The sequence below is a fragment of the Baekduia sp. genome (assembly GCF_035685985.1).
Taxonomy (GTDB): domain Bacteria; phylum Actinomycetota; class Thermoleophilia; order Solirubrobacterales; family Solirubrobacteraceae; genus Baekduia.
The window spans coordinates 64662-84624 of the sequence record NZ_DASRZV010000025.1 but is presented as its reverse complement, the minus strand read 5'-3'; the positions used below and the strand labels follow the sequence as shown (position 1 = coordinate 84624).

The window sequence follows — 19963 nt, the reverse complement described above, 5'->3', positions numbered from 1 at the left end:
AGGCGCCGCTCACCGGTGGACGAGCGCCAGCGGCCTCGTTGCGGGCCGTGCCCGCGAGCGGCGGGACTCTCTCCGAGATCCCGCCGCTGACGTATGTGGGGCCGATCGCGCGTGAGCGCCGCCCCGCCGTCGCTGGCCGAGGTCGCGCGACGCGTCGGCGTCACGCCGTCGACGCTGCGCCGTTGGGTCGACGCGGGCCTGGTGCCCGCCGACGGCGACGGCGGGATGACCGCGGCGTCCTACGGGCACGCGCGGGTCGTCGCGCGGCTGCGCGAGCGCGGCCACTCGCTGGCCGAGATCCGCGCGGCGACCGAGAGCGGCAAGCTCGCGACGTCCTACATCGAGGGGTTGCTGCCCGACGCCGACGCGACCTGGACGCGCGAGGAGGCCGCCGCCGAGGTCGGGCTGGAGGCCGCGCTGATCGAGCGCGTCTTCATGTCCTTGGGCTTCGCGGCGCACACGCTGGACCGGCTGACCGACGACGACGTGCAGCTGCTGCGCTACGCGGCGGCGGTGCTCGACGCGGGGCTCCCGCTGGTCGCGTTCCTGCAGCTCACGCGCGTCTACGGGCAGGCGATGTCGCAGATCGCCGACGCCGAGGTCCGGCTGTTCCACCTCTACGTCCACGAGCCGCTGATGCGCGACGGCGTGCCCGGCTTCGAGATGGCCGAGGAGATGGAGGGCCTGGCGCGCGAGATCCTGCCGCTGGCCTCGCCGATCATGGAGCACGCGCACACGCGGTTCCTGCAGCACTTCATCGAGCAGGACGTCATCGGGCACATGGAGGCCGACCTCGAGGACGGAGCGGGCGGGGAACGGGTGCTGGGCCGCCTGCGCGTCGCGATCGCCTTCGCCGACCTGGCCGGCTACACGCGGCTGACCGAGGAGGTCGGCGACGAGGAGGCCGTCAGCGTCGTCGAGCGGTTCGTGGAGAACGTCGAGCGCTCGCTGCCCGACGAGGCGCGGGTCATCAAGACGATCGGCGACGAGGTCATGGTCGTCGGGCCCGACGCGGGCGCGCTGCTGGAGTGGGCGGTGGCCTTCCAGGACGACCTCGCGGCGCGTCCGCGGCCGCGGATCGGCATCCACTACGGCGAGACGCTCTACCGCGACGGCGACTACTACGGGCGCGAGGTCAACCAGGCCTCGCGCGTGGCGGCGCGGGCGGCGGGCGGCGAGGTCCTGGTGACCCGGCCCGTGGTCGACCAGGCGCCGGGGGAGATGGCCTTCGAGCGCATCGGCGCGGTCCGGCTGAAGGGCTTCGCCGAGGCGACCGAGCTGTTCCTGGCGCGGCGGCGCGAGCGCCGGCGCGGTGGCGGCGGCCGGAGGCGGTGAGGCGTGGACGTCGTCGCGCGCGTGCGCGAGACCGGGCTGGTGGTCGACGGCGAGCCGCTGGTCGTCATGCTCAGCGGCGGTCGCGACTCGGTCTGCCTGCTGCACGTCGCGGTGACGCTCGGCGCGCGGGTGACCGCGCTGCACGTCGACTACGGGCTGCGCGGCGCCGCGAGCGACGCCGACCGCGAGCTCTGCGTAGCGCTGTGCCGGTCCCTGGGCGTCCCGCTGGAGGTCCGTCGCGCGGCGCGCGCTCCCGACGCGGTCGGCAACTTCCACGCCTGGGCGCGCGAGGTCCGCTACGCGGCGGCGGCGTCGCTCGGGGCGCGCGTGGCCGCCGCCCACACGCTCAGCGACCAGGTCGAGACGATCCTCTACCGGCTGGCGTCCTCGCCGGGCCGGCGCGCGCTGGCCGGGATGGACCCGGTCCGCGGCGGCCTGGTGCGCCCGCTGCTGGCCGCCGGGATCCGGCGCGAGGAGACCGCCTCCTACTGCATGGCCCGCGAGCTGGCCTGGCGCGAGGACGCCTCCAACACCGACCGCGCCTACGCGCGCGCCCGCGTGCGTGAGGACCTCCTGCCGGCGCTGCGGGCGGTCGACCCGCGGGCGGAGGCCAACGTGCTGCGCACCGCGGAGATCCTGCGCGCGGAGGCCGCGGTGCTCGACGAGGTCGTCGCGGGCGTCCTGGACGGGCGCGGGGGAGCGCTGCCGCGCGCCGAGCTGGCCGCGCTGCCCGCCGCGCTGGGGCGCCTGGTGCTGCGGCGGCTGGCCGAGGACGCGATCGCCGGGCCGTGCGCGCGGGCGGCCGGACGGCTGGGCGAGGTGCTCGCGCTGGGCGACGACGGCGCGCTGGACCTGGGCGACGGGGCGCGCGCGATCGTCCGCGACGGGGTGGTGTCGGTGGGCAGGACCCCTGCGCGCCCGGCTACCCGTTAGCGTGCCGGGCCGTATGCGGGACCCTCAGATCGGCGAGATCCTCGTCCAGCCCGACGACCTCAAGCGCAAGGTCCGCGAGATCGGGCAGCAGATCTCGGCCGACTACGCCGGGCGCGACCTGCTGCTGGTCTGCGTCCTGAAGGGCGCGGTCTTCTTCCTGGCCGACGTCATGCGCGCGATCGACATCCCGTGCGAGGTCGACTTCATGGCGGTCTCGTCCTACGGGTCCGAGACGGACTCCAGCGGCGTCGTCCGGATCCTCAAGGACCTCGACCGCCCGATCGCGGGCCGCGACGTCCTGATCGTCGAGGACATCGTGGACTCCGGGCTGACCCTCCAGTACCTGCTGCGCAACCTCGGCGCGCGGGAGCCCGCGTCGCTGGAGGTCTGCGCGCTGTTGACCAAGCCGGACCGCCGGAAGGTCGAGCTGCCGACCCGCTACGTGGGCTTCGAGATCCCGGACAAGTTCGCCATCGGCTACGGGCTCGACGTGGCGGAGCGCTACCGAAACCTTCCGTACGTGGCCGCGTTGACGGACCGGTAACCGGGAACCAGTCAGGGGGCCCGGCTCCCCCTGGTACCCTCAAGGTCTTTCCGAAGCGATGCGAAAGCAGTCCGCGTACCCCTCATGAGCAGGTTCTTCAAGAGCGCAGCGTTCCCGATTCTGATCGTGGTCCTGCTCGCCTTCTTCGCCCAGAAGCTGATCTCTGACGGCAACCAGAAGGCGCCGCCGACCTACGGTCAGTTCATCCAGCAGCTCAGCACCAAGGGCGTCATCAAGACCGTCGACCTGCGCACGAAGGACAACGTCGTCGCGGTCACCCAGACCGACGGCAAGAAGTACGAGACGGGGTTCACGGACCAGGGCGCGGCCCAGTTGAGCAATCAGCTGCAGAAGGCCAAGGACGACGGGAACATCCAGAACTACAACATCGAGCCGCGCAAGTCGAGCGCGCTGCTCGGGCTGCTGACGTACGTGCTGCCGTTCGTGATCTTCATCGCGTTCTGGATCTTCCTCATGAACCAGGTCCAGGGCGGCGGGTCGAAGGTCATGTCGTTCGGCAAGTCGCGCGCCAAGCGCATGTCGGTCGACTCGCCGAAGATCACCTTCCGCGACGTCGCGGGCGTCGACGAGGCGGTCGAGGAGCTCCACGAGATCAAGGAGTTCCTGGAGAACCCGAAGAAGTTCCAGGCGCTGGGGGCGCGGATCCCCAAGGGCGTGCTGCTCTACGGGCCGCCGGGCACCGGCAAGACGCTGCTGGCGCGCGCGGTCGCGGGCGAGGCGGGCGTGCCGTTCTTCTCGATCTCCGGCTCGGACTTCGTCGAGATGTTCGTCGGCGTCGGCGCCTCGCGCGTGCGCGACCTCTTCGAGCAGGCCAAGCAGAACTCGCCCTGCATCATCTTCATGGACGAGATCGACGCGGTCGGCCGCCACCGCGGCGCCGGCCTCGGCGGCGGGCACGACGAGCGCGAGCAGACGCTGAACCAGCTGCTCGTCGAGATGGACGGCTTCGAGATGAAGGACAACATCATCTTGATCGCCGCCACGAACCGCCCGGACATCCTGGACCCGGCGCTGCTGCGCCCGGGCCGCTTCGACCGCCAGATCGTCGTGGACCGCCCGGACCGCAAGGGCCGCGCGAAGATCCTCGAGGTCCACACCCGCGGCAAGCCGCTGGCCAAGGAGATCGACGTCGACGTGCTGGCCGGGCAGACGCCGGGCTTCACGGGCGCGGACCTCTCCAACCTGGTCAACGAGGCGGCGCTGCTGGCCGCCCGCAACGGCAAGCGCGAGATCACGCAGGCCGAGCTGGAGGAAGGGATCATGCGCGTGATCGCGGGTCCCGAGAAGAAGACCCGCGTGATGGGGGAGAAGGAGCGCCTCGTCACCGCGTACCACGAGATGGGGCACGCGATCGTCGGGCACTACCTCGAGCACTCCGACCCGGTGCACAAGATCTCGATCATCTCCCGTGGCCAGGCGCTGGGCTACACGATCTCGATGCCGCAGGAGGACAAGTTCCTCACGACGCGCGCCGAGCTGCAGGACACGATGGCGATGACGCTCGGCGGCCGCGCCGCCGAGGAGATCATCTTCGGCGAGATCACCACGGGCGCCTCCAACGACCTGGAGAAGGTCACGGCGACGGCCAAGCAGATGGTCATGCGCTTCGGCATGTCCGAGCGCCTCGGCCCGCGCGTCTTCGGCCACGACCACGGCCAGCCGTTCCTGGGCCGCGAGTTCTCCTCCGAGCCGGACTACTCCGACGAGATCGCGCGCGAGATCGACGACGAGATCCGCCGCATCGTCGAGGGCGCCCACCAGCGGGCCAAGGACCTCCTCGAGGAGCACCGCAAGTCGCTCGAGGTCATCTCCGAGATCCTGCTCAAGCGCGAGACGATCGAGAAGGAGGAGTTCGTCGCGCTGCTCGACGGCAAGTCCGAGGAAGAGGTCTTCGGTCCCGACGAGCCCGCCGACTCCTCGTTGCCGCCCGGCACGCCGGCTCCGGCCGACCGCGCCGGCCGAGAGGCCCCGCGGCCGCTCCCGCGCCCCGGCCTGGCCGGCGGCGGCGTCGAGGCCCGCGGGCTCGACGCGCCCGAACGGCCGAACCTGGCCTGACCCAGCCGCTCCGCACCGCCCGGCCTCGGCCGGGCGGTGTCGTTTAACCGGCCCGCGCCGGCGCCGGGCGTCACTCCCGCGGCGCCGAGGGCTGCCGGAACTGCGCCTCCAGCGCGTCGCGCTCCCGGGCCTCGGCCTCCGCGCGGGAGCGGCGGCGCGCGTAGCGCTCGGTGCGGTAGATGCCGTAGAAGGAGCCGAGCGCGAGCAGGGCGGGGACGACGGCCGCGCGGGCCGGGCCGGCCTCGGCGTAGCAGACCGTGAGGTAGGCGCAGGCGGCTCCGACGAGGAGCAGGAGGAGCTGGAGCGCGCCGGTGCGGGGGCCGTCGTCCATGGTCGGCCGACCTATACCCTGCGCCGCCGTGTTGGTCCTGTTGCCACCGTCCGAGGGTAAGCGCGCGCCGGAGCGCGGCGCGCCCGTCGAGGTCAGCGCGCTGGCGTTCGGAAGCGAGCTGACGCGGGCGCGCGAGAAGGCGCTGGACGCGCTGGTCAGGCTCGCGGGCGGCAGGCAGCGCAACCGCGCGCTGAGCCTGCTCGGGCTGACGCCGGGCCAGGCCGACGAGCTGGACCGCGACGCCGCGCTGCGGACCGCGCCCGCCGGCCCGGCGGGGGAGGTCTACACCGGCGTGCTCTACCAGCACCTCGACCTCGCGTCGCTGTCCGACGCGGCGGTCGCCCGCGCCCGCGAGCGCGTCCTGGTCGCCTCGGCGCTGTGGGGCGTCGTCGCGCTGGACGACCGCATCCCGGCCTACCGGCTGTCGATCTCCGCCAAGCTGCCGTCGCTGACCAAGACCGGGCTGGCGGCCTACTGGAAGCCGGCGCTGGCCCGGGCGCTCCCGGACGACCCGGGCGCGCTGGTCGTCGACATGCGCTCCGGCGGCTACGCGGCCGCCTGGCGCCCGCGCCACGCCACGCTCGTCGAGGTCAAGGCCTCGACCGCCGACGGCCGCCCGATCTCCCACATGGCCAAGGCCGTCCGCGGCACGGTCACGCGCGAGCTGCTGAAGGCCCGCCGCCCCGCGACCGCGCCGGAGGACGTCGCCGCCGCGGCCGAGCGGGGCGACGGCGTCGGGCGCGTCGAGCTGCACGCCCCGGCCCGGCCGGGCGGCGCGCACGTCGTCAACGTGGTCGCGGCCGCCTAGGGGCGGCGCCGTTCAGCGCTCCAGCGCCACCGGCAGCGCGCCGTCGAGGTGGTCGACCATGCCCGCCAGCTCGTAGTCGCGCAGGTCGCCCTCGCGGGCGGCCAGCTCGGCGATCGCGCGCGGCCCGGCGATCGTCACGCCCTCGACGTACAGCGGGCGCAGGCGCTCGCTGCGCTCCTCGTCGGCGAAGCACAGCGCGCCGGCCACGGGCGCCATGTCGTCGATCACGTCCCGGACCGTCGCCACGCGCCGCGCCACCGGCGCGACCAGCGCCGTGCGGTCGGCCTTCGCGCCGTCGCGCAGCAGGTCGCCGCGCGCCCCGAAGATCCCGCGCAGGCGCTCGACGGTCAGCGGCTCGGGCGCGTCGGCCGCCGACCAGCCCTCGATGACCGTCACGCCGCCCGGCCCGATCGCCAGGTGCTCGACCAGCACGCCGGTCGGCAGGCGGCGGTCGTGCAGCATCACGACCGGGAGATGGCGCAGCGCCCGCTGGAGGCTGCGGGCGAGGTCGCGCGTCTCGCCGTCGCCCGCCTCCGCGTGGCGCAGCAGCACGCGCTCGAGCCCCCACCGCAGGTCCGCCCGCTCAGCGGCGCTGAGCTTCTCGACATCCAGGCTCTGACGGTGAGGAGCACTCTCCATGTGGAAGGTCCTCGACCGTTGGACCGGATCGGATGAGCGCCCTGGCCATCTGTTGGACACCTCGGCCGAAGCCCTGCCATCCGGCTTTCCCTAACGTCCCGCCCATGGAGCCGGCCGAGATCATGGGCGTCGTCAACGTCACGCCGGACTCGTTCTCCGACGGCGGCGAGTGGTTCGACCGCGACGCCGCGGTCACCCACGGCCTGCGGCTGTCGGCCGACGGCGCCGCGATCCTCGACGTCGGCGGCGAGTCCACCCGTCCCGGCGCGCTGCCGGTCCCCGAGGACGAGGAGCTGCGCCGCACCGAGCCGGTCGTGCGGGCGCTCGCGCGCATGGGCGGCGCGACGGTCTCGATCGACACGACCAAGCTGTCGGTCGCCGAGGCCGCCCTGGACGCGGGAGCGCGCTACGTCAACGACGTGACCGCCTTCCGCGGCGCGCCCGAGCTGGCCGGCCTCGTCGCCGACCGCCAGGCGCGCTGCTGCCTGATGCACATGCTCGGCGACCCGCGCACGATGCAGCAGGAGCCGCGCTACGCCGACGTCGTCGACGACGTCAAGGCGTTCTTGACCGAGCGCGCCGAGTTCGCGGTCCGCGAGGGCGTCGGCGAGCACCTGATCGACGTCGACCCCGGCATCGGCTTCGGCAAGACCCTCGCGCACAACCTCGAGCTGCTGGCCCGGACCGACGAGATCGTCGCGCTGGGCTTCCGCGTGGTCATCGGCGTCAGCCGCAAGTCGTTCATCGACCGGATCACGCCCGCGCCCGACCCGCACGACCGCGTGCCCGGCACCATCGCCGCCAACGTGCTCGCCTACGAGCGCGGGGCACGCGTGTTCCGGGTCCACGACGTGGCCGAGTCGCGCCAGGCGCTCCAGGTCGCGAGTGCTACGTTGCAGCGCGATGGCGCCTGACCAAGAGCCTGACGACCTCGAGCCCGACGACGTCGACGACGACTTCGACGAGGACGGCGGCGACCAGACCGAGGTGACGATCGAGATCCGCGGGCTGTCGCTCTACACGCACCACGGCGTGTCGGCGGCCGAGCGCGAGGTCGGCCAGCGGCTGGTGCTCGACCTGCGCCTGGAGGTCGGCGACTGCGACGCGACCGTCACCGACATGGTCGAGGACACCGTCGACTACGGCGAGGTCTGCAACACGGTCTCGCTCGTCGCCCAGCAGCGCTCCTACAAGACGCTGGAGCGCCTCTGCTCCGCGATCGCCGATCGCCTGCTGGACGAGTACAGCGCCGACGAGGTCTGGGTGAAGGCGGCCAAGCCCGAGCCGCCGATCCCGCTGCCGGTGGACGAGGTCAGCGTCGAGGTCTGGCGCCAGCGCGGTGGCGACGACGACGACTGAGTTCGACCGCGACACCGCGGTCGAGCCCCTCGGCGACGGCCTCTGGCGCGCCACGATCTCCGACCGGTGGGCGGTGCCGCGCGGGCCCAACGGCGGCTACATCGCCGCCGTGATGCTGCGCGCGATGGAGGGCGCGGTCGGCGACCCCGACCGCGCGCCGCGCTCGCTGACGCTGCACTACCTGCGCCCGCCGGCGCCGGGCGCGCCCGCGACGATCGCGACGACGATCGAGCGCGCGGGCCGCACGCTGACCACGGTCACCGCCCGGCTGGTCCAGGACGACAAGCCGATGGTCCTGGCCATCGGCGCGTTCGCCGACGACTTCCCGACCGTCGCCGACTACGCGACGTCCGCGCCGCCCGAGCTGGCCGCCGGGCCCGGCGAGCTGCACACGCTGGACCCGGCGCCCGGCGTCCCGCCGATCGCGCTGCGCGCCGCGATGGCGCCGGTCTTCGGCCCCACGCCGATGAGCGGCGGCGACGAGGCGCTGACCGGCGGCTGGCTGCGCCTGGCCCAGCCGCGGCCCGCCGACGCCGCCGTGCTGGCCTTCTACGCCGACGCGTGGCTGCCGTCGCCGTTCGCGCGGCTGACCGTGCCCGCGCCCGCGCCGACGATCGACCTGACGATCCACTTCCGCGCGCGCCTGCCGCACCCCGGCATGTCCGCGGCCGACCCGGTGCTGGCGCGCTTCTCCTCGACGACCTCGCACGGCGGCTTCTTCGAGGAGGACGGCGCGCTCTGGGCGCCCGACGGCACGCTGCTGGCGCAGTCCCGGCAGCTCGCGCTGCTGTTCCCGGGCTCGTGAGCGGCGCGGGGGACATCGCCCACCTCGGCCTCGGGTCCAACCTCGGCGACCGCCGCGCGATGCTCCAGGCGGCGATCGACGGGCTCGCGGAGCGGGGCGTCCGGACGGTCGCGTCGTCGTCGACCTACGAGACCGACCCGGTCGGCGAGATCCTCGACCAGCCGGCCTTCCTCAACGCGTGCGTGGCCGTGGAGACCGCGCTGGACGTCGAGGCGCTGCTGGACGCCGCCAAGGCCGTCGAGCGCGCGCTGGGGCGCACCACCGAGGGGCCGGAGTACGTCCGCCACGGGCCCCGGCCGATCGACGTCGACGTGCTGCTGGCCTTCGGCGCCGGCCACGCCGGCGGCCGCCTGACGGTCCCGCACCCGGCGCTGCTGGAGCGCCGCTTCGTGCTGATCCCGCTGCTGGAGATCGACTTCTCCCTCGCCACGCCCGACGGCGTCGCGCTGGCCGACGCGCTCGCCGCGCTGCCGGTCACCGAAGGCGTCCGGCGGGCCGGCCCCCCGCTGACCCTGCCCGCGCGCTGACGTCAGCGCTGCGCCGGCGAGGGCGCGGAGGTCTCGCCGGCGACCGTCTCGATCTGGATCAGCGGCTCGCACTCGTGGTCCATCTGCAGCGTGGTGTGCTCGATGTCGAAGCGCTCGCGCAGCAGCGTCTGCAGCCCCATTCGCGCCTGGTGGCAGTCGCGGTCGCGGCCGACGACGACGTGCGCGGCCAGCGCCGGGAAGCCCGAGGAGACCTCCCAGACGTGGAGGTCGTGGACCTCGACGACGCCGGGCGCGTGGGCCAGCGCGCGGCCGATCTGGTCGGGGTCCATCCCGCGCGGCGCGGCCTCCAGGAAGACGCGGCCCGACTCCTTCAACAACCCGTAGGACGCGTACAACATGATCCCCGCGACGATCAGCGCCGCGATGCCGTCCGCCTCGCGGAAGCCCGTGATCATGATGATCGCGCCGGCGATCGCCGTGGCGATGAACGCCGCCAGGTCGGTCAGCAGGTGCTGGTAGGCGCCCTCGACGTTCAGCGACCGGCGGTTGGCGCGCGCCAGGACCATCGTGGCCACGAGGTTGACCGCGACGCCGACCAGCGCGACGACGAGCACCGCGGTGCCCGCGACGTCCGGCGGCTCGACGATCCGGCGGATGCCCTCGACCACGACGAGCAGGCCGAGCACCAGCAGCGTCGCGCCGTTGAACTGCGCCGAGAGGATCTCGGCGCGCCGCAGGCCGAACGTGAACGCGCCCTTGGCGGGGCGGGCGGCCAGGTTGATGGCCAGCAGCGCCAGCCCGATCGCCGCCGCGTCGGTGAGCATGTGGGCCGCGTCGGAGAGCAACGCCAGCGACGAGGCCGCGATGCCGACCGCGACCTCCACGGCCATGAAGCCCAGGATCAGCGCGAGCGCGACCGCCAGCTTGCCGCGATCGGCGTCGGCGCCGATGTCGTGGCTGTGCCCATGCCCGCCGTGGGAGTGATCGTGCCCGTGGCCCACGGCCCTAAGGCTAGGCCGTCAGGCCGTCGATCAGCCGGTCGATGACGAGCGTGATCTCGGCGCGCGCCGCGTCGGCGTCCTCGGCGCGCGCGACGTAGAGCGCGCCCTCGTCCAACGCGCCGAGCAGGAGATGGGCCAGCGGCGTGACGGGCCCGGGCGCCAGCGCGCCCGCGTCGATGCCGGCCTGCAGCGTGGCGGCGACGAGGCCGAGGCCGTAAGCGAAGCCGATCTCGCGCCAGCGCTCCCAGCCCAGGACCGCGGGCGCGTCGAGCAGCGCGAGGCGCTCGACCTCCGGCTCGGCGCAGATCTCCAGGAACGCGCGGGCGCCGTTGCGCAGCGCGGCGACGGGATCGGCCGCTCCCACCAGCGCGGCCTCGGCGATGCGCCGCGTGGTCTCGGCCTCGACGACCTCGAAGACCGCCTCGAAGAGCTGCTCCTTGCCCTCGCGGAACTGGTGGTAGAGCGCGCCGCGCGTCACGCCCGCGGCGCGGACGATCTCCTCGGTGCCCACCGCCGCGTAGCCGCGCTGCGCGAACAGCGCGCGCGCGGCGACGACGAGCTTCTCGCGCGTGGCGCGCGAGCGCTGCTCCTGCTTGTTGGCGGACTTGTCTTCCATACCGTCTGTATGTAAGTTACGTACTGCCTGTACGCAATCTATCCGGAGGGCCTGAGCGATGCCCGAGCTGACGCTGGACCAGGGGACGATCCGCTACCGCGACGAGGGCACCGGCCCGACCGTCGTCCTCATCCACGGCGCGCTGGTCGACGGCCGCCTCTGGGACCCGGTCGTGGAGCGCCTGCGCGACCGCTTCCGCTGCGTCGTGCCCGAGCTGCCGCTGGGCTCGCACGAGCGGCCGATGCCACCCGGCGCCGACCTCTCGCCGACCGGCCTGGCGAAGCTGATCGCCGACTTCGTCGAGCGCCTGGACCTGCGCGACGTCACGCTGGTCGGCAACGACACCGGCGGCGGGCTCTGCCAGCTCCTGGTCACCGCCGCGCCCGAGCGCGTCGGCCGGCTCGTGCTGACCAACTGCGACGCCTTCGAGGACTTCCCGCCGGCGATGGTCAAGCCGCTGGTGACCTTCGCCAAGATCCCCGGCGCCCTGCGCGCCGGCCTGGCGCCGATGCGGATCCGCGCGGCGCGGCGGCTGCCGATCGCCTACGGGCTGCTGTCCAAGCGGCCGATCCCCGGCGAGGTCACCGACGGCTGGGTCCTGCGCGCGCTGCGCGACAGGGGCGTCATGGCCGACCTGCGCCAGGTCCTCTCGGGCCTGGACGGCAAGCTCCTGCTCGACAACGCGCCGCGGCTGACCGAGTTCGCCAAGCCCGTGCTGATCGTCTGGGCCGGCGAGGACAAGATCTTCAAGACGTCGCTCGCCCACCGCCTGGCGGCGGTCTTCCCGGACGCGCGCGTCGAGGAGGTCAGCGACTCCTACACCTTCGTCAGCTGGGACCGGCCCGACCGCGTGGCCGAGCTGATCGGCGCCTTCGCCGGGCAGGGTCAGGCCGCGGGGAGCGTCGCGGCGGGCACCTCGGCCTGAGCCGGCAGCGCCCCGGCGGGGACGGTCGCGACCGGGCGGTCCAGCCACCGGAACGCGAACGCCTCGGCGGGGCGCCCCGCGATCAGCGGGCGGACGTCCTCCAACGCGTACAACAACCGGATCGTCGGCGCGATCTGCAGGTCGGCGGCGTTGGGCTGCTCGCCGTCGAGCACGCCCTCGGCGATGTAGGCGTCGACCTGGTCGAGCAGGCCCGGCAGCGCCGCGAGGTCGGCGCGCACGCCGGCGTCGTCGACGTCGTTGAGCCGGCGCTCGACGGGGAGGACCGCGTAGGACGCCGCCAGGACCACGGGCTTGGGCAGCTTGGGGCCCTTCCCGCCCTCCTGGAAGTCGTACATCGCGCCGCGGCGCTTGCTGAACGCCTCCCACAGCAGCCGCCGCGGGATCGACTGCAGGACGTCGTCGCCCCAGCGCTCGGCGTCGAGGATCGCCTGGGCGCCCGCCGGCCCGTCGTAGAGCGGCGGCGACGGGACGCGGTCCTCCAGCGCGCGCAGGATCGCGCGCGAGCCCTGGACCTTGGCGCCGTCGTCGAACTTGACGCCCGGGACGGTCCGGCCGCCGAAGAGCAGCTTCATCACCAACGGCTGGGACGAGGCGGGCAGCTCGACCTTCTTGTAGGGGATCCCCTTCAGGTCGAAGGCCTTCTCGACGGTCAGGCACGGATGTGAGCCGTGGACGACGTACAGGCGGGCGGGCATGGCGCGAGCCTAACGGGAGCGACGCCTCGCGGGCGCGCCTTGGCATGATGCGCGACCGATGCTCCTCGTCGTCGACGTCGGCAACACGCAGACCCACTTCGGCACGTTCCGCGGAGACGAGCTGGTCGAGCACTGGCGCTTCGCGACCGTGCGGACGTCCACCAGCGACGAGCTCGGCGCCGCGCTGCGCAACCTGCTGGAGCTGCGCGGCGTCGGCCTCGCCGACCTGACCGCGTCGATCGTGTCGAGCACGGTGCCCCAGCTGGAGCCCGAGTGGCTGGCGATGGCCAACCACTACCTCGGCCACCGCATGCTGGCGGTCGGGCCCGGGATCCGGACCGGCATGCCGATCAAGATCGACAACCCGCGCGAGCTGGGCGCCGACCGCCTCGTCAACGCGGTCGCCACCTACGAGCGCCTCGGCGGTCCGTGCATCTCGGTCGACTTCGGCACCGCGGTGAACTTCGACGTCGTCTCCGCCCAGGGCGAGTACATCGGTGGCGTGCTGATGCCGGGCGTGGAGATCTCGCTGGACGCGCTGACCTCGCGCGGCGCCAAGCTGCCGCGGATCGACCTCGTCGCGCCGCGCCGCGCGATCGGCAAGGGCACGGTCGACGCGATCCGCTCCGGCGTGGTCTTCGGCTTCGCCTCGGCCGTCGACGGCCTGCTGGCGCGCATCCAGGAGGAGCTGGGGGAGGAGGCGCGGACGATCGCCACCGGCGGCCTGGCGGGCGTCGTCGTGCCCTACACGGAGTCGATCGACGACGTCGACGACCTCCTGACGCTCAAGGGCCTCAAGCTGCTGCACGAGCGCAACGCGTAGCGCCGCGCGCGCCGCGCGGTGCTACGCTGCCGCCGCGCCTACGCGTCCAGGAACGACGGCCGCAGCGTCGCGCCGTCGTAGCCGCGGACCGCGCGCTCGCCGCGCAGCAGCTGCGCGACGATCGCCACCGCGACGGCCGCGTCGTCGGTCTCCTCGTGCATCGCCGCGCAGCCGACGACGATCCCGTCGCGCGCGGCCTGGATCCAGGCGCTGAACGCGATCTCGGTCGCGTGCGCGAGGACGACCTCGACGCCGTCGTCGCGCAGGGTGGCCTTCGTCATCGCCGCGTCCAGCCGCGGCGGCGCGAGTGTCTCCAGCAGCGCGTTCAGATCGGCCAGGAACGCGGCGGGCAGCGGAGCCAGGCGGCTGGGGTCGACGTCGAGCGGGGGCATCGGGCGCGTCTATCCTGAACGGCGCGCATGACGACGTCCCGCCCCGCACTGACCGATCCCTGGGAGCTCGCCGGCCTCCGCGTGCCCAACCGCGTGCTGCTCGCGCCGCTGGCCGGGATCGGCAACTGGTTCGTCCGGCTGCAGGCCGCGCGCCACGGCGCCGGGATGGCCTACAGCGAGATGGTCTCCTCGTTCGCCATCCACTACGGCAACGAGAAGACGCTGACCGAGCTGCTGCGCGTCCATCCCGACGAGGGCCCGACGGCGCTCCAGCTCTTCGGGCAGGACCCCGAGATCATGCGGTCGGCCGCCGCCTACGTCGCCGAGCACGTCCCGCAGGTCGACGTCATCGACCTCAACATGGGCTGCCCGGTCCCGAAGGTCTGCAAGACCGGCGCGGGCGCGGCGATGCTCAAGGACCCCGACACGGCGGTCGCGGTCGCGCGCGCCGCCCACGAGGGCTCGGGCAAGCCGGTCACGGTCAAGCTGCGCTCCGGCTCGGTGCCCGGCGACACGACCTCGGGCATCCACCTCGCGCACCGCCTCGTCGAGGAGGCCGGCGTCGCCGCCATCACCTTCCACCCGCGCTCGGCCAAGGTCCATCACAAGGGCACGCCGGACTACGACCTCGCCGCCCGGCTGGTCGAGTCGCTGCCCGCGCCGGTGATCCTCAGCGGCGGCCTCCACACCGTGGAGGAGGTCAAGGCCGCCTACGAGCGCACCGGCGCCGCCGCGGTCATGCTCGCGCGCGGCTCGCTGGGCAACCCGTGGCTGTTCGAGCAGCTGCTCGGCCGGCGCGAGGAGGGGCCCTCGCCGGCCGAGATCCTGGCCGAGTGGCAGTGGGTCATGGACCGCGCCGAGGAGCACCTCGGCGCCGAGCGCGCGGGCCGATACCTGCGCAAGTTCCACCCCTGGTACGTCGAGCGTCTGGGCGGCTCCAAGGAGCTGCACACGGCCCTGCAGCAGACGGCCACGGTCGACGACGCCCGCGCGGTCCTGGACGGTCTGGGCGCCGCTGTGCCAGCCGTCTAGATCAGGGTCGAAAGTCGCCGCTGGCAGGTCGTTCCCGCGTCGCTATACTGCCGCGCTCGCTGGGCCAGGGAGACGCCGCAGGCCGACCTGGGCCCGGACCGGTCTATCTCCCTCACCGCATGCCCCGAGACGTCATCCTCACCCCCGAAGGCCTCACGAAGCTCAAGGACGAGCTCGAGCACCTCCAGACCGATCGCCGCCGCGAGGTCGCCGAGCGCATCAAGGAGGCGCGGGAGTTCGGAGACATCTCGGAGAACTCCGAGTACGACGACGCCAAGAACGAGCAGGCGATGCTCGAGTCGAAGATCGCCCAGCTCGAGGAGCGCATCCGCGCCGCGACGGTCGTCAACCCGGAGGAGCTGTCCTCCGACGTCGTCGCGATCGGCACGACCGTCCACGTCAAGGACGAGAAGACCGGCAAGTCGCAGAAGTTCACGATCGTCGGCTCGGCCGAGGCCAACCCGGCCGAGTCCAAGCTCTCCAACGAGTCGCCGGTCGGTCGCGCCCTGCTGGGCCACAAGCGCAACGACGTGGTCTCCGTGGCGGTGCCCAAGGGCCCGGCGCGGAAGTTCAAGATCACCAAGATCGACGTCGGCCTCTAGGCTTCCCGGCCATGACCGACGAGGCCCGCCGCGAGCCCGGGAACGAGCCCCTGGGCGAGTCCGAGGCCGAGCACAACGAGCTTCTCCGCGTCCGTCGCGAGAAGCTCGACCGCCTGCGCGCGGACGGGATCGACCCGTACCCGCCGTCCTACCCGGGCGTCGTGCCGACCGCCAAGGTCCGCGACGAGAACCCGGGCCTGGAGGCCGGGGCGGAGACCGAGAACGCCTACCGCGTCGCCGGCCGCCTGACCCAGCGCCGCGGCCAGGGCAAGATGGCCTTCCTCGACCTCGTCGACCGCTCGGGGCGCATCCAGCTGCAGGCGCGCGTCGACGTCCTCGGCGACGAGAAGATGAAGCGGCTGCTCGACGACGTCGACCTCGGCGACATCGTCGGCGTCGACGGCACCGCGTTCGTCACCAAGCGCGGCGAGCTGTCGCTGCGCGTCGACGACTACGCGGTCCTCGCCAAGGCGCTGCGTCCGCCGCCCGACGCCCACTACGGCCTGCGCGACGTCGAGACCCGCTTCCGCCGGCGCGAGCTGGACCTGATGGCCTCCGAGGAGGCGCGCGACCTCTTCGTCGCGCGCGCCAGGATCGTCGCCGCGGTCCGCCGCTTCCTGGACGACCGCGGCTTCGTCGAGGTCGAGACGCCGGTCCTGCAGCCGCTCTACGGCGGCGCCGCGGCCCGGCCGTTCACGACGCACTTCAACGCGCTCGATCGCGACTTCTACCTGCGCATCGCGACCGAGCTGTACCTGAAGCGGCTGATCGTCGGCGGCCTGGAGCGCGTCTACGAGCTGGGCAAGGACTTCCGCAACGAGGGCATCTCGTTCAAGCACAACCCCGAGTTCACGATGGTCGAGTGGTACGAGGCCTACGCGGACTACGAGGACATGATGGCCTCCGTCGAGGAGCTGTTCCCGCTGGTCGCGCGCGCCGCGGGCTACGACGGCGAGGTGGACTTCCACACGACGCCCTACCGCCGCGTGCCGCTGATCGAGGCCATCCAGGAGGCCACCGGCATCGACGTCATGGCCCACGAGACCGGCGACGCGCTGGCCGCCGCGATCAAGGAGGCCGGGATCGACGGGCTGGGTGGGACCGACGGCCTGGAGTGGCCGGGGCTGGTCGACGACCTCTTCTCCAAGAAGGTCGAGCCGACGCTGATCCAGCCGACGTTCGTCGTCGACTACCCCAAGGCGCTGTCGCCGTTCGCCAAGGACCACCGCTCCAAGCCGGGCCTGGTCGAGCGCTTCGAGTTCTTCGCCAACGGCATGGAGGTCGGCAACGCCTTCACCGAGCTGAACGACCCCGACGAGCAGCGTGCGCGCTTCGAGGCGCAGGTGCGCCTGGCGGAGGCGGGCGACGAGGAGACCACGCCCTACGACGAGGTCTTCGTCGAGGCGCTGGAGCACGGCATGCCGCCGACCGGCGGGATCGGCATCGGGATCGACCGCCTGGTCCTCCTGATGACCGGCCATCGCTCGATCCGCGAGATCGTGCTGTTTCCCGCCATGCGCGACTAGCGCGACGCGCGCGCCCAACGCGGCTCGAACCGGGCAGGTTTCTCAGCGGTTGCCGGTGGTTTGGGAGGTCCGGGGCTCCGGGGTACGGCGCGGTAGACTGACTCATGCCCGCCGAACGGACCCGATTCGCTCATCCTTCCGGCCCCAGCGGTCGAATAGGAGGGTTAATCGGGTATCTCGGTGACCTCCAGCACCGTTTGCACCCTTTCGACGAATTTCCCATCCGGACCACCTCTTCGACCGACCGCTAGCGACTCTCCCCCCGCAGTAGGAAGGACGTTCCCCAAGATGTTCGAGCGATTCACAGAGCGAGCCCGCCAGGTGGTCGTGCTCGCCCAGGAAGAGGCGAGGACGCTCAAGCACAACTACATCGGCACCGAGCACATCCTGCTCGGCCTGTTGCGCGAGGAGGAGGGCCTGGCCGCCCGCGTCCTCGAGTCGCTCGACATCACGGTCGAGCGCGTCCGCGCGCAGGTGGTGCGCATCGTCGGCTCGGGCGAGGAAGTGACCTCCGGTCAGATCCCGTTCACGCCGCGCGCCAAGAAGGTGCTGGAGTTGGCGCTCCGCGAGGCCCTGAGCCTCGGCCACAACTACATCGGCACCGAGCACATCCTGCTCGGCCTGGTCCGTGAGAACGAGGGCGTCGCCGCCCGCATCCTCCTGGACTTCGACGCCGACTCCGAGAAGATCCGCAACGAGGTCATCCGCATGCTGAGCGGGCCCGGCGGTCGCCGTCAGGGCGGCCAGGGCTCCGGCGCGCAGGCCGCGGGCGCGGCCGGCACGGGCGAGGGCAAGAAGTCCTCCAAGCTGCTGGACCAGTTCGGCCGCAACCTCACCAAGCTCGCCTCCGACGGCAAGCTGGACCCGGTCGTCGGGCGCGAGACCGAGATCGAGCGGATCATGCAGATCCTCTCGCGCCGCACGAAGAACAACCCGGTGCTGATCGGCGAGCCGGGCGTCGGCAAGACCGCGGTGGTCGAGGGCCTGGCCCAGCGGATCACCAACGCCGACGTGCCCGAGCTGCTGAAGGGCAAGCAGATCTACACGCTGGATCTCGCGGCCCTGGTCGCCGGCTCGAAGTACCGCGGCGAGTTCGAGGAGCGCCTCAAGAAGGTGATGAAGGAGATCACCCAGCGCGGCGACATCATCCTGTTCATCGACGAGATCCACAACCTCGTCGGCGCCGGTGCCGCGGAGGGCGCGATCGACGCCGCCTCGATCCTCAAGCCCGCGCTGGCGCGTGGCGAGCTGCAGACGATCGGCGCGACGACGCTCGACGAGTACCGCAAGTACCTCGAGCGCGACTCCGCGCTGGAGCGGCGCTTCCAGCAGATCCGCGTGGACCAGCCGTCCCCCGAGGAGACGGTGCAGATCCTCAAGGGCCTGCGCGACCGCTACGAGCAGCACCACAAGATCGAGATCACCGACGAGGCCCTGGAGGCCGCGGCGGAGCTGGCCGATCGCTACATCTCCGACCGTCAGCTGCCCGACAAGGCCATCGACCTCATCGACGAGGCCGCGTCGCGCATGCGCATCAAGTCGATGACGTCGCCGCCCGTGTACCGGGAGCTGGAGGACGAGATCGAGGAGACGCGCCGCGCCAAGGAGGCGTCGATCGAGGCGCAGGAGTTCGAGAAGGCCGCCAACCTCCGCGACAAGGAGCGGCGCCTGACGAACAAGAAGCGCGAGCTGGAGGAGCAGTGGGAGGCCGGCGAGGCCGAGGGCGCCGAGCGTCCGGCCATCGGCGAGGAGGAGATCGCCGACATCGTCTCGATGTGGACGGGCATCCCGGTCTTCAAGCTCACCGAGGCCGAGACCCAGAAGCTGATGCGCATGGAGGAGGAGCTCCACAAGCGCGTCATCGGCCAGCACGCCGCCGTCGAGGTCATCTCGAAGGCGATCCGTCGGTCGCGCGCCGGCCTGAAGGACCCGAAGCGGCCCACGGGCTCGTTCGTGTTCCTCGGCCCGTCGGGCGTCGGCAAGACCGAGCTGGCCCGCACGCTCGCCGAGTTCCTGTTCGGCGACGAGGACTCGATGATCCGCATCGACATGTCCGAGTACATGGAGAAGCACGCGGTGTCGCGCCTCGTCGGGTCGCCCCCCGGCTACATCGGCTACGACGAGGGTGGCCAGCTCACCGAGGCCGTGCGCCGCAAGCCGTACTGCGTGCTCCTGCTCGACGAGATCGAGAAGGCGCACCCGGACGTCTTCAACATCCTGCTGCAGATCCTGGAGGACGGTCGCCTGACCGACTCCCAGGGCCGCACCGTGGACTTCCGTCACGCGATCGTGATCATGACGTCGAACATCGGCGCCTCCGAGATCGCTCGCAACACGCCGCTGGGCTTCGCGGTCAGCGACGACGAGACGGGCATGACGTACGACGACATGAAGCTGCGGGTCATGGGCGAGCTGAAGAAGGTCTTCCGGCCCGAGTTCCTCAACCGCATCGACGACGTCATCGTCTTCCACAAGCTGCAGAAGGACGAGATCAAGACGATCGTCGAGCTGCTGCTGCGCCGGATCCGCGAGTCCCTGGCCGAGCGGGAGCTGCAGCTGGAGCTGTCCGAGGAGGCCAAGGACCTGCTGGTCGAGAAGGGGTGGGACCCGGCGATGGGCGCCCGGCCGCTGCGCCGCGCGATCCAGCGCTACATCGAGGACCCGCTGGCCGACTTCGTCCTGCGCGCCGAGCTGGTGCCCGGCGGCACGGTGATGGTCGACAAGGCCCCGGAGGACCGCCCCGAGGGCGATCCCGAGGTCTCCCTGTCGGTGGTGGCGCCCAAGAAGGCTCCGAAGCCGGTCGGCGTCGGCGCCGCGGGCGGCGACTCCGAGGGCGGCGACGAGCCCGTCGAGGACAAGGTCCTCCCGGGCGAGCCCGACGCCTCGCGCTCGGACAACCCCGAGGCCGAGTAGCGCTGGCCTTCAAGGCATAGCTGTTGATCCGAGGGCGGCCCGCGTGGCCGCCCTCGGTCGTTGTGGGTTGTCAGGAATCCGTGCGATCGGGAAGGATGC

At 72.5% G+C, this 19963-nt stretch carries 21 protein-coding genes; 15 read left to right on the top strand and 6 right to left on the bottom strand.

Annotated features, from left to right (window positions below):
* Positions 1-111: 111 nt before the first annotated feature.
* From VFG42_RS15995 to ftsH, 4 genes are all read left to right on the top strand, one after another.
* Complete coding sequence (locus VFG42_RS15995) at positions 112-1335, top strand: adenylate cyclase regulatory domain-containing protein (protein WP_324909759.1); 1224 nt, start codon at positions 112-114, stop codon at positions 1333-1335.
* A gap of 3 nt (positions 1336-1338) precedes the next feature.
* A complete protein-coding gene (gene tilS, locus VFG42_RS15990; protein ID WP_324909758.1) occupies positions 1339-2268 on the top strand; it encodes a tRNA lysidine(34) synthetase TilS in 930 nt (309 codons plus the stop codon).
* A 13-nt stretch (positions 2269-2281) separates the two neighbouring features.
* The gene (gene hpt / locus VFG42_RS15985; RefSeq protein ID WP_324909757.1) at positions 2282-2812 is read left to right on the top strand and encodes a hypoxanthine phosphoribosyltransferase; all 531 of its coding nucleotides are present in this window, start codon (positions 2282-2284) and stop codon (positions 2810-2812) included.
* Positions 2813-2896: 84 nt separating this feature from the next.
* The gene (ftsH, locus tag VFG42_RS15980; RefSeq protein ID WP_324909756.1) at positions 2897-4888 is read left to right on the top strand and encodes an ATP-dependent zinc metalloprotease FtsH; all 1992 of its coding nucleotides are present in this window, start codon (positions 2897-2899) and stop codon (positions 4886-4888) included.
* A gap of 70 nt (positions 4889-4958) precedes the next feature.
* Here the strand turns inward: ftsH and VFG42_RS15975 are convergent, their stop codons facing one another.
* On the bottom strand, positions 4959-5219 hold the full coding sequence (locus VFG42_RS15975; protein WP_324909755.1) for a hypothetical protein: 261 nt from the start codon (positions 5217-5219) through the stop codon (positions 4959-4961).
* A gap of 28 nt (positions 5220-5247) precedes the next feature.
* Between VFG42_RS15975 and VFG42_RS15970 the strand changes: the two genes are divergently transcribed.
* Positions 5248-6027 carry a YaaA family protein gene (locus tag VFG42_RS15970; RefSeq protein WP_324909754.1) on the top strand — a complete coding sequence of 260 codons (780 nt, stop codon included), beginning with the start codon at positions 5248-5250 and terminating at the stop codon, positions 6025-6027.
* Between the two features lie 12 nt (positions 6028-6039).
* Here the strand turns inward: VFG42_RS15970 and VFG42_RS15965 are convergent, their stop codons facing one another.
* Positions 6040-6666, bottom strand: a complete 627-nt coding sequence (locus tag VFG42_RS15965; protein WP_324909753.1) for a hypothetical protein — start codon at positions 6664-6666, stop codon at positions 6040-6042.
* A 104-nt stretch (positions 6667-6770) separates the two neighbouring features.
* Here VFG42_RS15965 and folP point away from each other — a divergent pair, with 104 nt between their 5' ends.
* From folP to folK, 4 genes are read left to right on the top strand one after another with little or no spacing between them, the layout of a single operon-like run.
* A complete protein-coding gene (gene folP, locus VFG42_RS15960) occupies positions 6771-7580 on the top strand; it encodes a dihydropteroate synthase (RefSeq protein WP_324909752.1) in 810 nt (269 codons plus the stop codon).
* Positions 7570-8025 carry a dihydroneopterin aldolase gene (folB, locus tag VFG42_RS15955; protein WP_324909751.1) on the top strand — a complete coding sequence of 152 codons (456 nt, stop codon included), beginning with the start codon at positions 7570-7572 and terminating at the stop codon, positions 8023-8025. Before folP ends, folB begins: the two co-directional genes overlap by 11 nt.
* The gene (locus VFG42_RS15950; protein ID WP_324909750.1) at positions 8006-8830 is read left to right on the top strand and encodes a thioesterase family protein; all 825 of its coding nucleotides are present in this window, start codon (positions 8006-8008) and stop codon (positions 8828-8830) included. The genes folB and VFG42_RS15950 overlap by 20 nt, the downstream gene beginning before the upstream one ends.
* A complete protein-coding gene (folK, locus tag VFG42_RS15945) occupies positions 8827-9357 on the top strand; it encodes a 2-amino-4-hydroxy-6-hydroxymethyldihydropteridine diphosphokinase (RefSeq protein ID WP_324909749.1) in 531 nt (176 codons plus the stop codon). The genes VFG42_RS15950 and folK overlap by 4 nt, the downstream gene beginning before the upstream one ends.
* Positions 9358-9359: 2 nt before the next feature.
* On the opposite strand, the gene VFG42_RS15940 is transcribed toward folK, so the two are convergent.
* Positions 9360-10319, bottom strand: coding sequence for a cation diffusion facilitator family transporter (locus VFG42_RS15940; protein ID WP_324909748.1), 960 nt, complete (start codon positions 10317-10319; stop codon positions 9360-9362).
* Positions 10320-10329: 10 nt separating this feature from the next.
* Positions 10330-10935 carry a TetR/AcrR family transcriptional regulator gene (locus tag VFG42_RS15935; RefSeq protein WP_324909747.1) on the bottom strand — a complete coding sequence of 202 codons (606 nt, stop codon included), beginning with the start codon at positions 10933-10935 and terminating at the stop codon, positions 10330-10332.
* Positions 10936-10993: 58 nt separating this feature from the next.
* On the opposite strand from VFG42_RS15935, the gene VFG42_RS15930 reads away from it, so the two are divergent.
* Positions 10994-11860 carry an alpha/beta hydrolase gene (locus tag VFG42_RS15930; RefSeq protein WP_324909746.1) on the top strand — a complete coding sequence of 289 codons (867 nt, stop codon included), beginning with the start codon at positions 10994-10996 and terminating at the stop codon, positions 11858-11860.
* On the opposite strand, the gene VFG42_RS15925 is transcribed toward VFG42_RS15930, so the two are convergent.
* Entirely contained in the window at positions 11821-12576 is a 756-nt protein-coding gene (locus VFG42_RS15925; RefSeq protein WP_324909745.1) for a glutathione S-transferase family protein, read from the bottom strand. The genes VFG42_RS15930 and VFG42_RS15925 overlap by 40 nt on opposite strands.
* A 58-nt stretch (positions 12577-12634) precedes the next feature.
* Here VFG42_RS15925 and VFG42_RS15920 point away from each other — a divergent pair, with 58 nt between their 5' ends.
* Complete coding sequence (locus VFG42_RS15920) at positions 12635-13399, top strand: type III pantothenate kinase (protein ID WP_324909744.1); 765 nt, start codon at positions 12635-12637, stop codon at positions 13397-13399.
* A 38-nt stretch (positions 13400-13437) separates the two neighbouring features.
* On the opposite strand, the gene VFG42_RS15915 is transcribed toward VFG42_RS15920, so the two are convergent.
* Complete coding sequence (locus VFG42_RS15915) at positions 13438-13791, bottom strand: hypothetical protein (RefSeq protein WP_324909743.1); 354 nt, start codon at positions 13789-13791, stop codon at positions 13438-13440.
* Between the two features lie 27 nt (positions 13792-13818).
* On the opposite strand from VFG42_RS15915, the gene VFG42_RS15910 reads away from it, so the two are divergent.
* The 4 genes from VFG42_RS15910 (at position 13819) to VFG42_RS15895 (ending at position 19864) form a co-directional block, all read left to right on the top strand.
* Positions 13819-14823 carry a tRNA-dihydrouridine synthase family protein gene (locus VFG42_RS15910; RefSeq protein ID WP_324909742.1) on the top strand — a complete coding sequence of 335 codons (1005 nt, stop codon included), beginning with the start codon at positions 13819-13821 and terminating at the stop codon, positions 14821-14823.
* 119 nt (positions 14824-14942) lie between these two features.
* The gene (gene greA, locus VFG42_RS15905) at positions 14943-15425 is read left to right on the top strand and encodes a transcription elongation factor GreA (RefSeq protein WP_324909741.1); all 483 of its coding nucleotides are present in this window, start codon (positions 14943-14945) and stop codon (positions 15423-15425) included.
* Positions 15426-15436: 11 nt separating this feature from the next.
* Positions 15437-16951: a lysine--tRNA ligase gene (gene lysS / locus VFG42_RS15900; protein ID WP_324909740.1), complete on the top strand. Its 1515-nt coding sequence runs from the start codon at positions 15437-15439 to the stop codon at positions 16949-16951.
* A gap of 288 nt (positions 16952-17239) precedes the next feature.
* Positions 17240-19864 carry an ATP-dependent Clp protease ATP-binding subunit gene (locus tag VFG42_RS15895; protein WP_324909739.1) on the top strand — a complete coding sequence of 875 codons (2625 nt, stop codon included), beginning with the start codon at positions 17240-17242 and terminating at the stop codon, positions 19862-19864.
* Positions 19865-19963 lie beyond the last annotated feature (99 nt).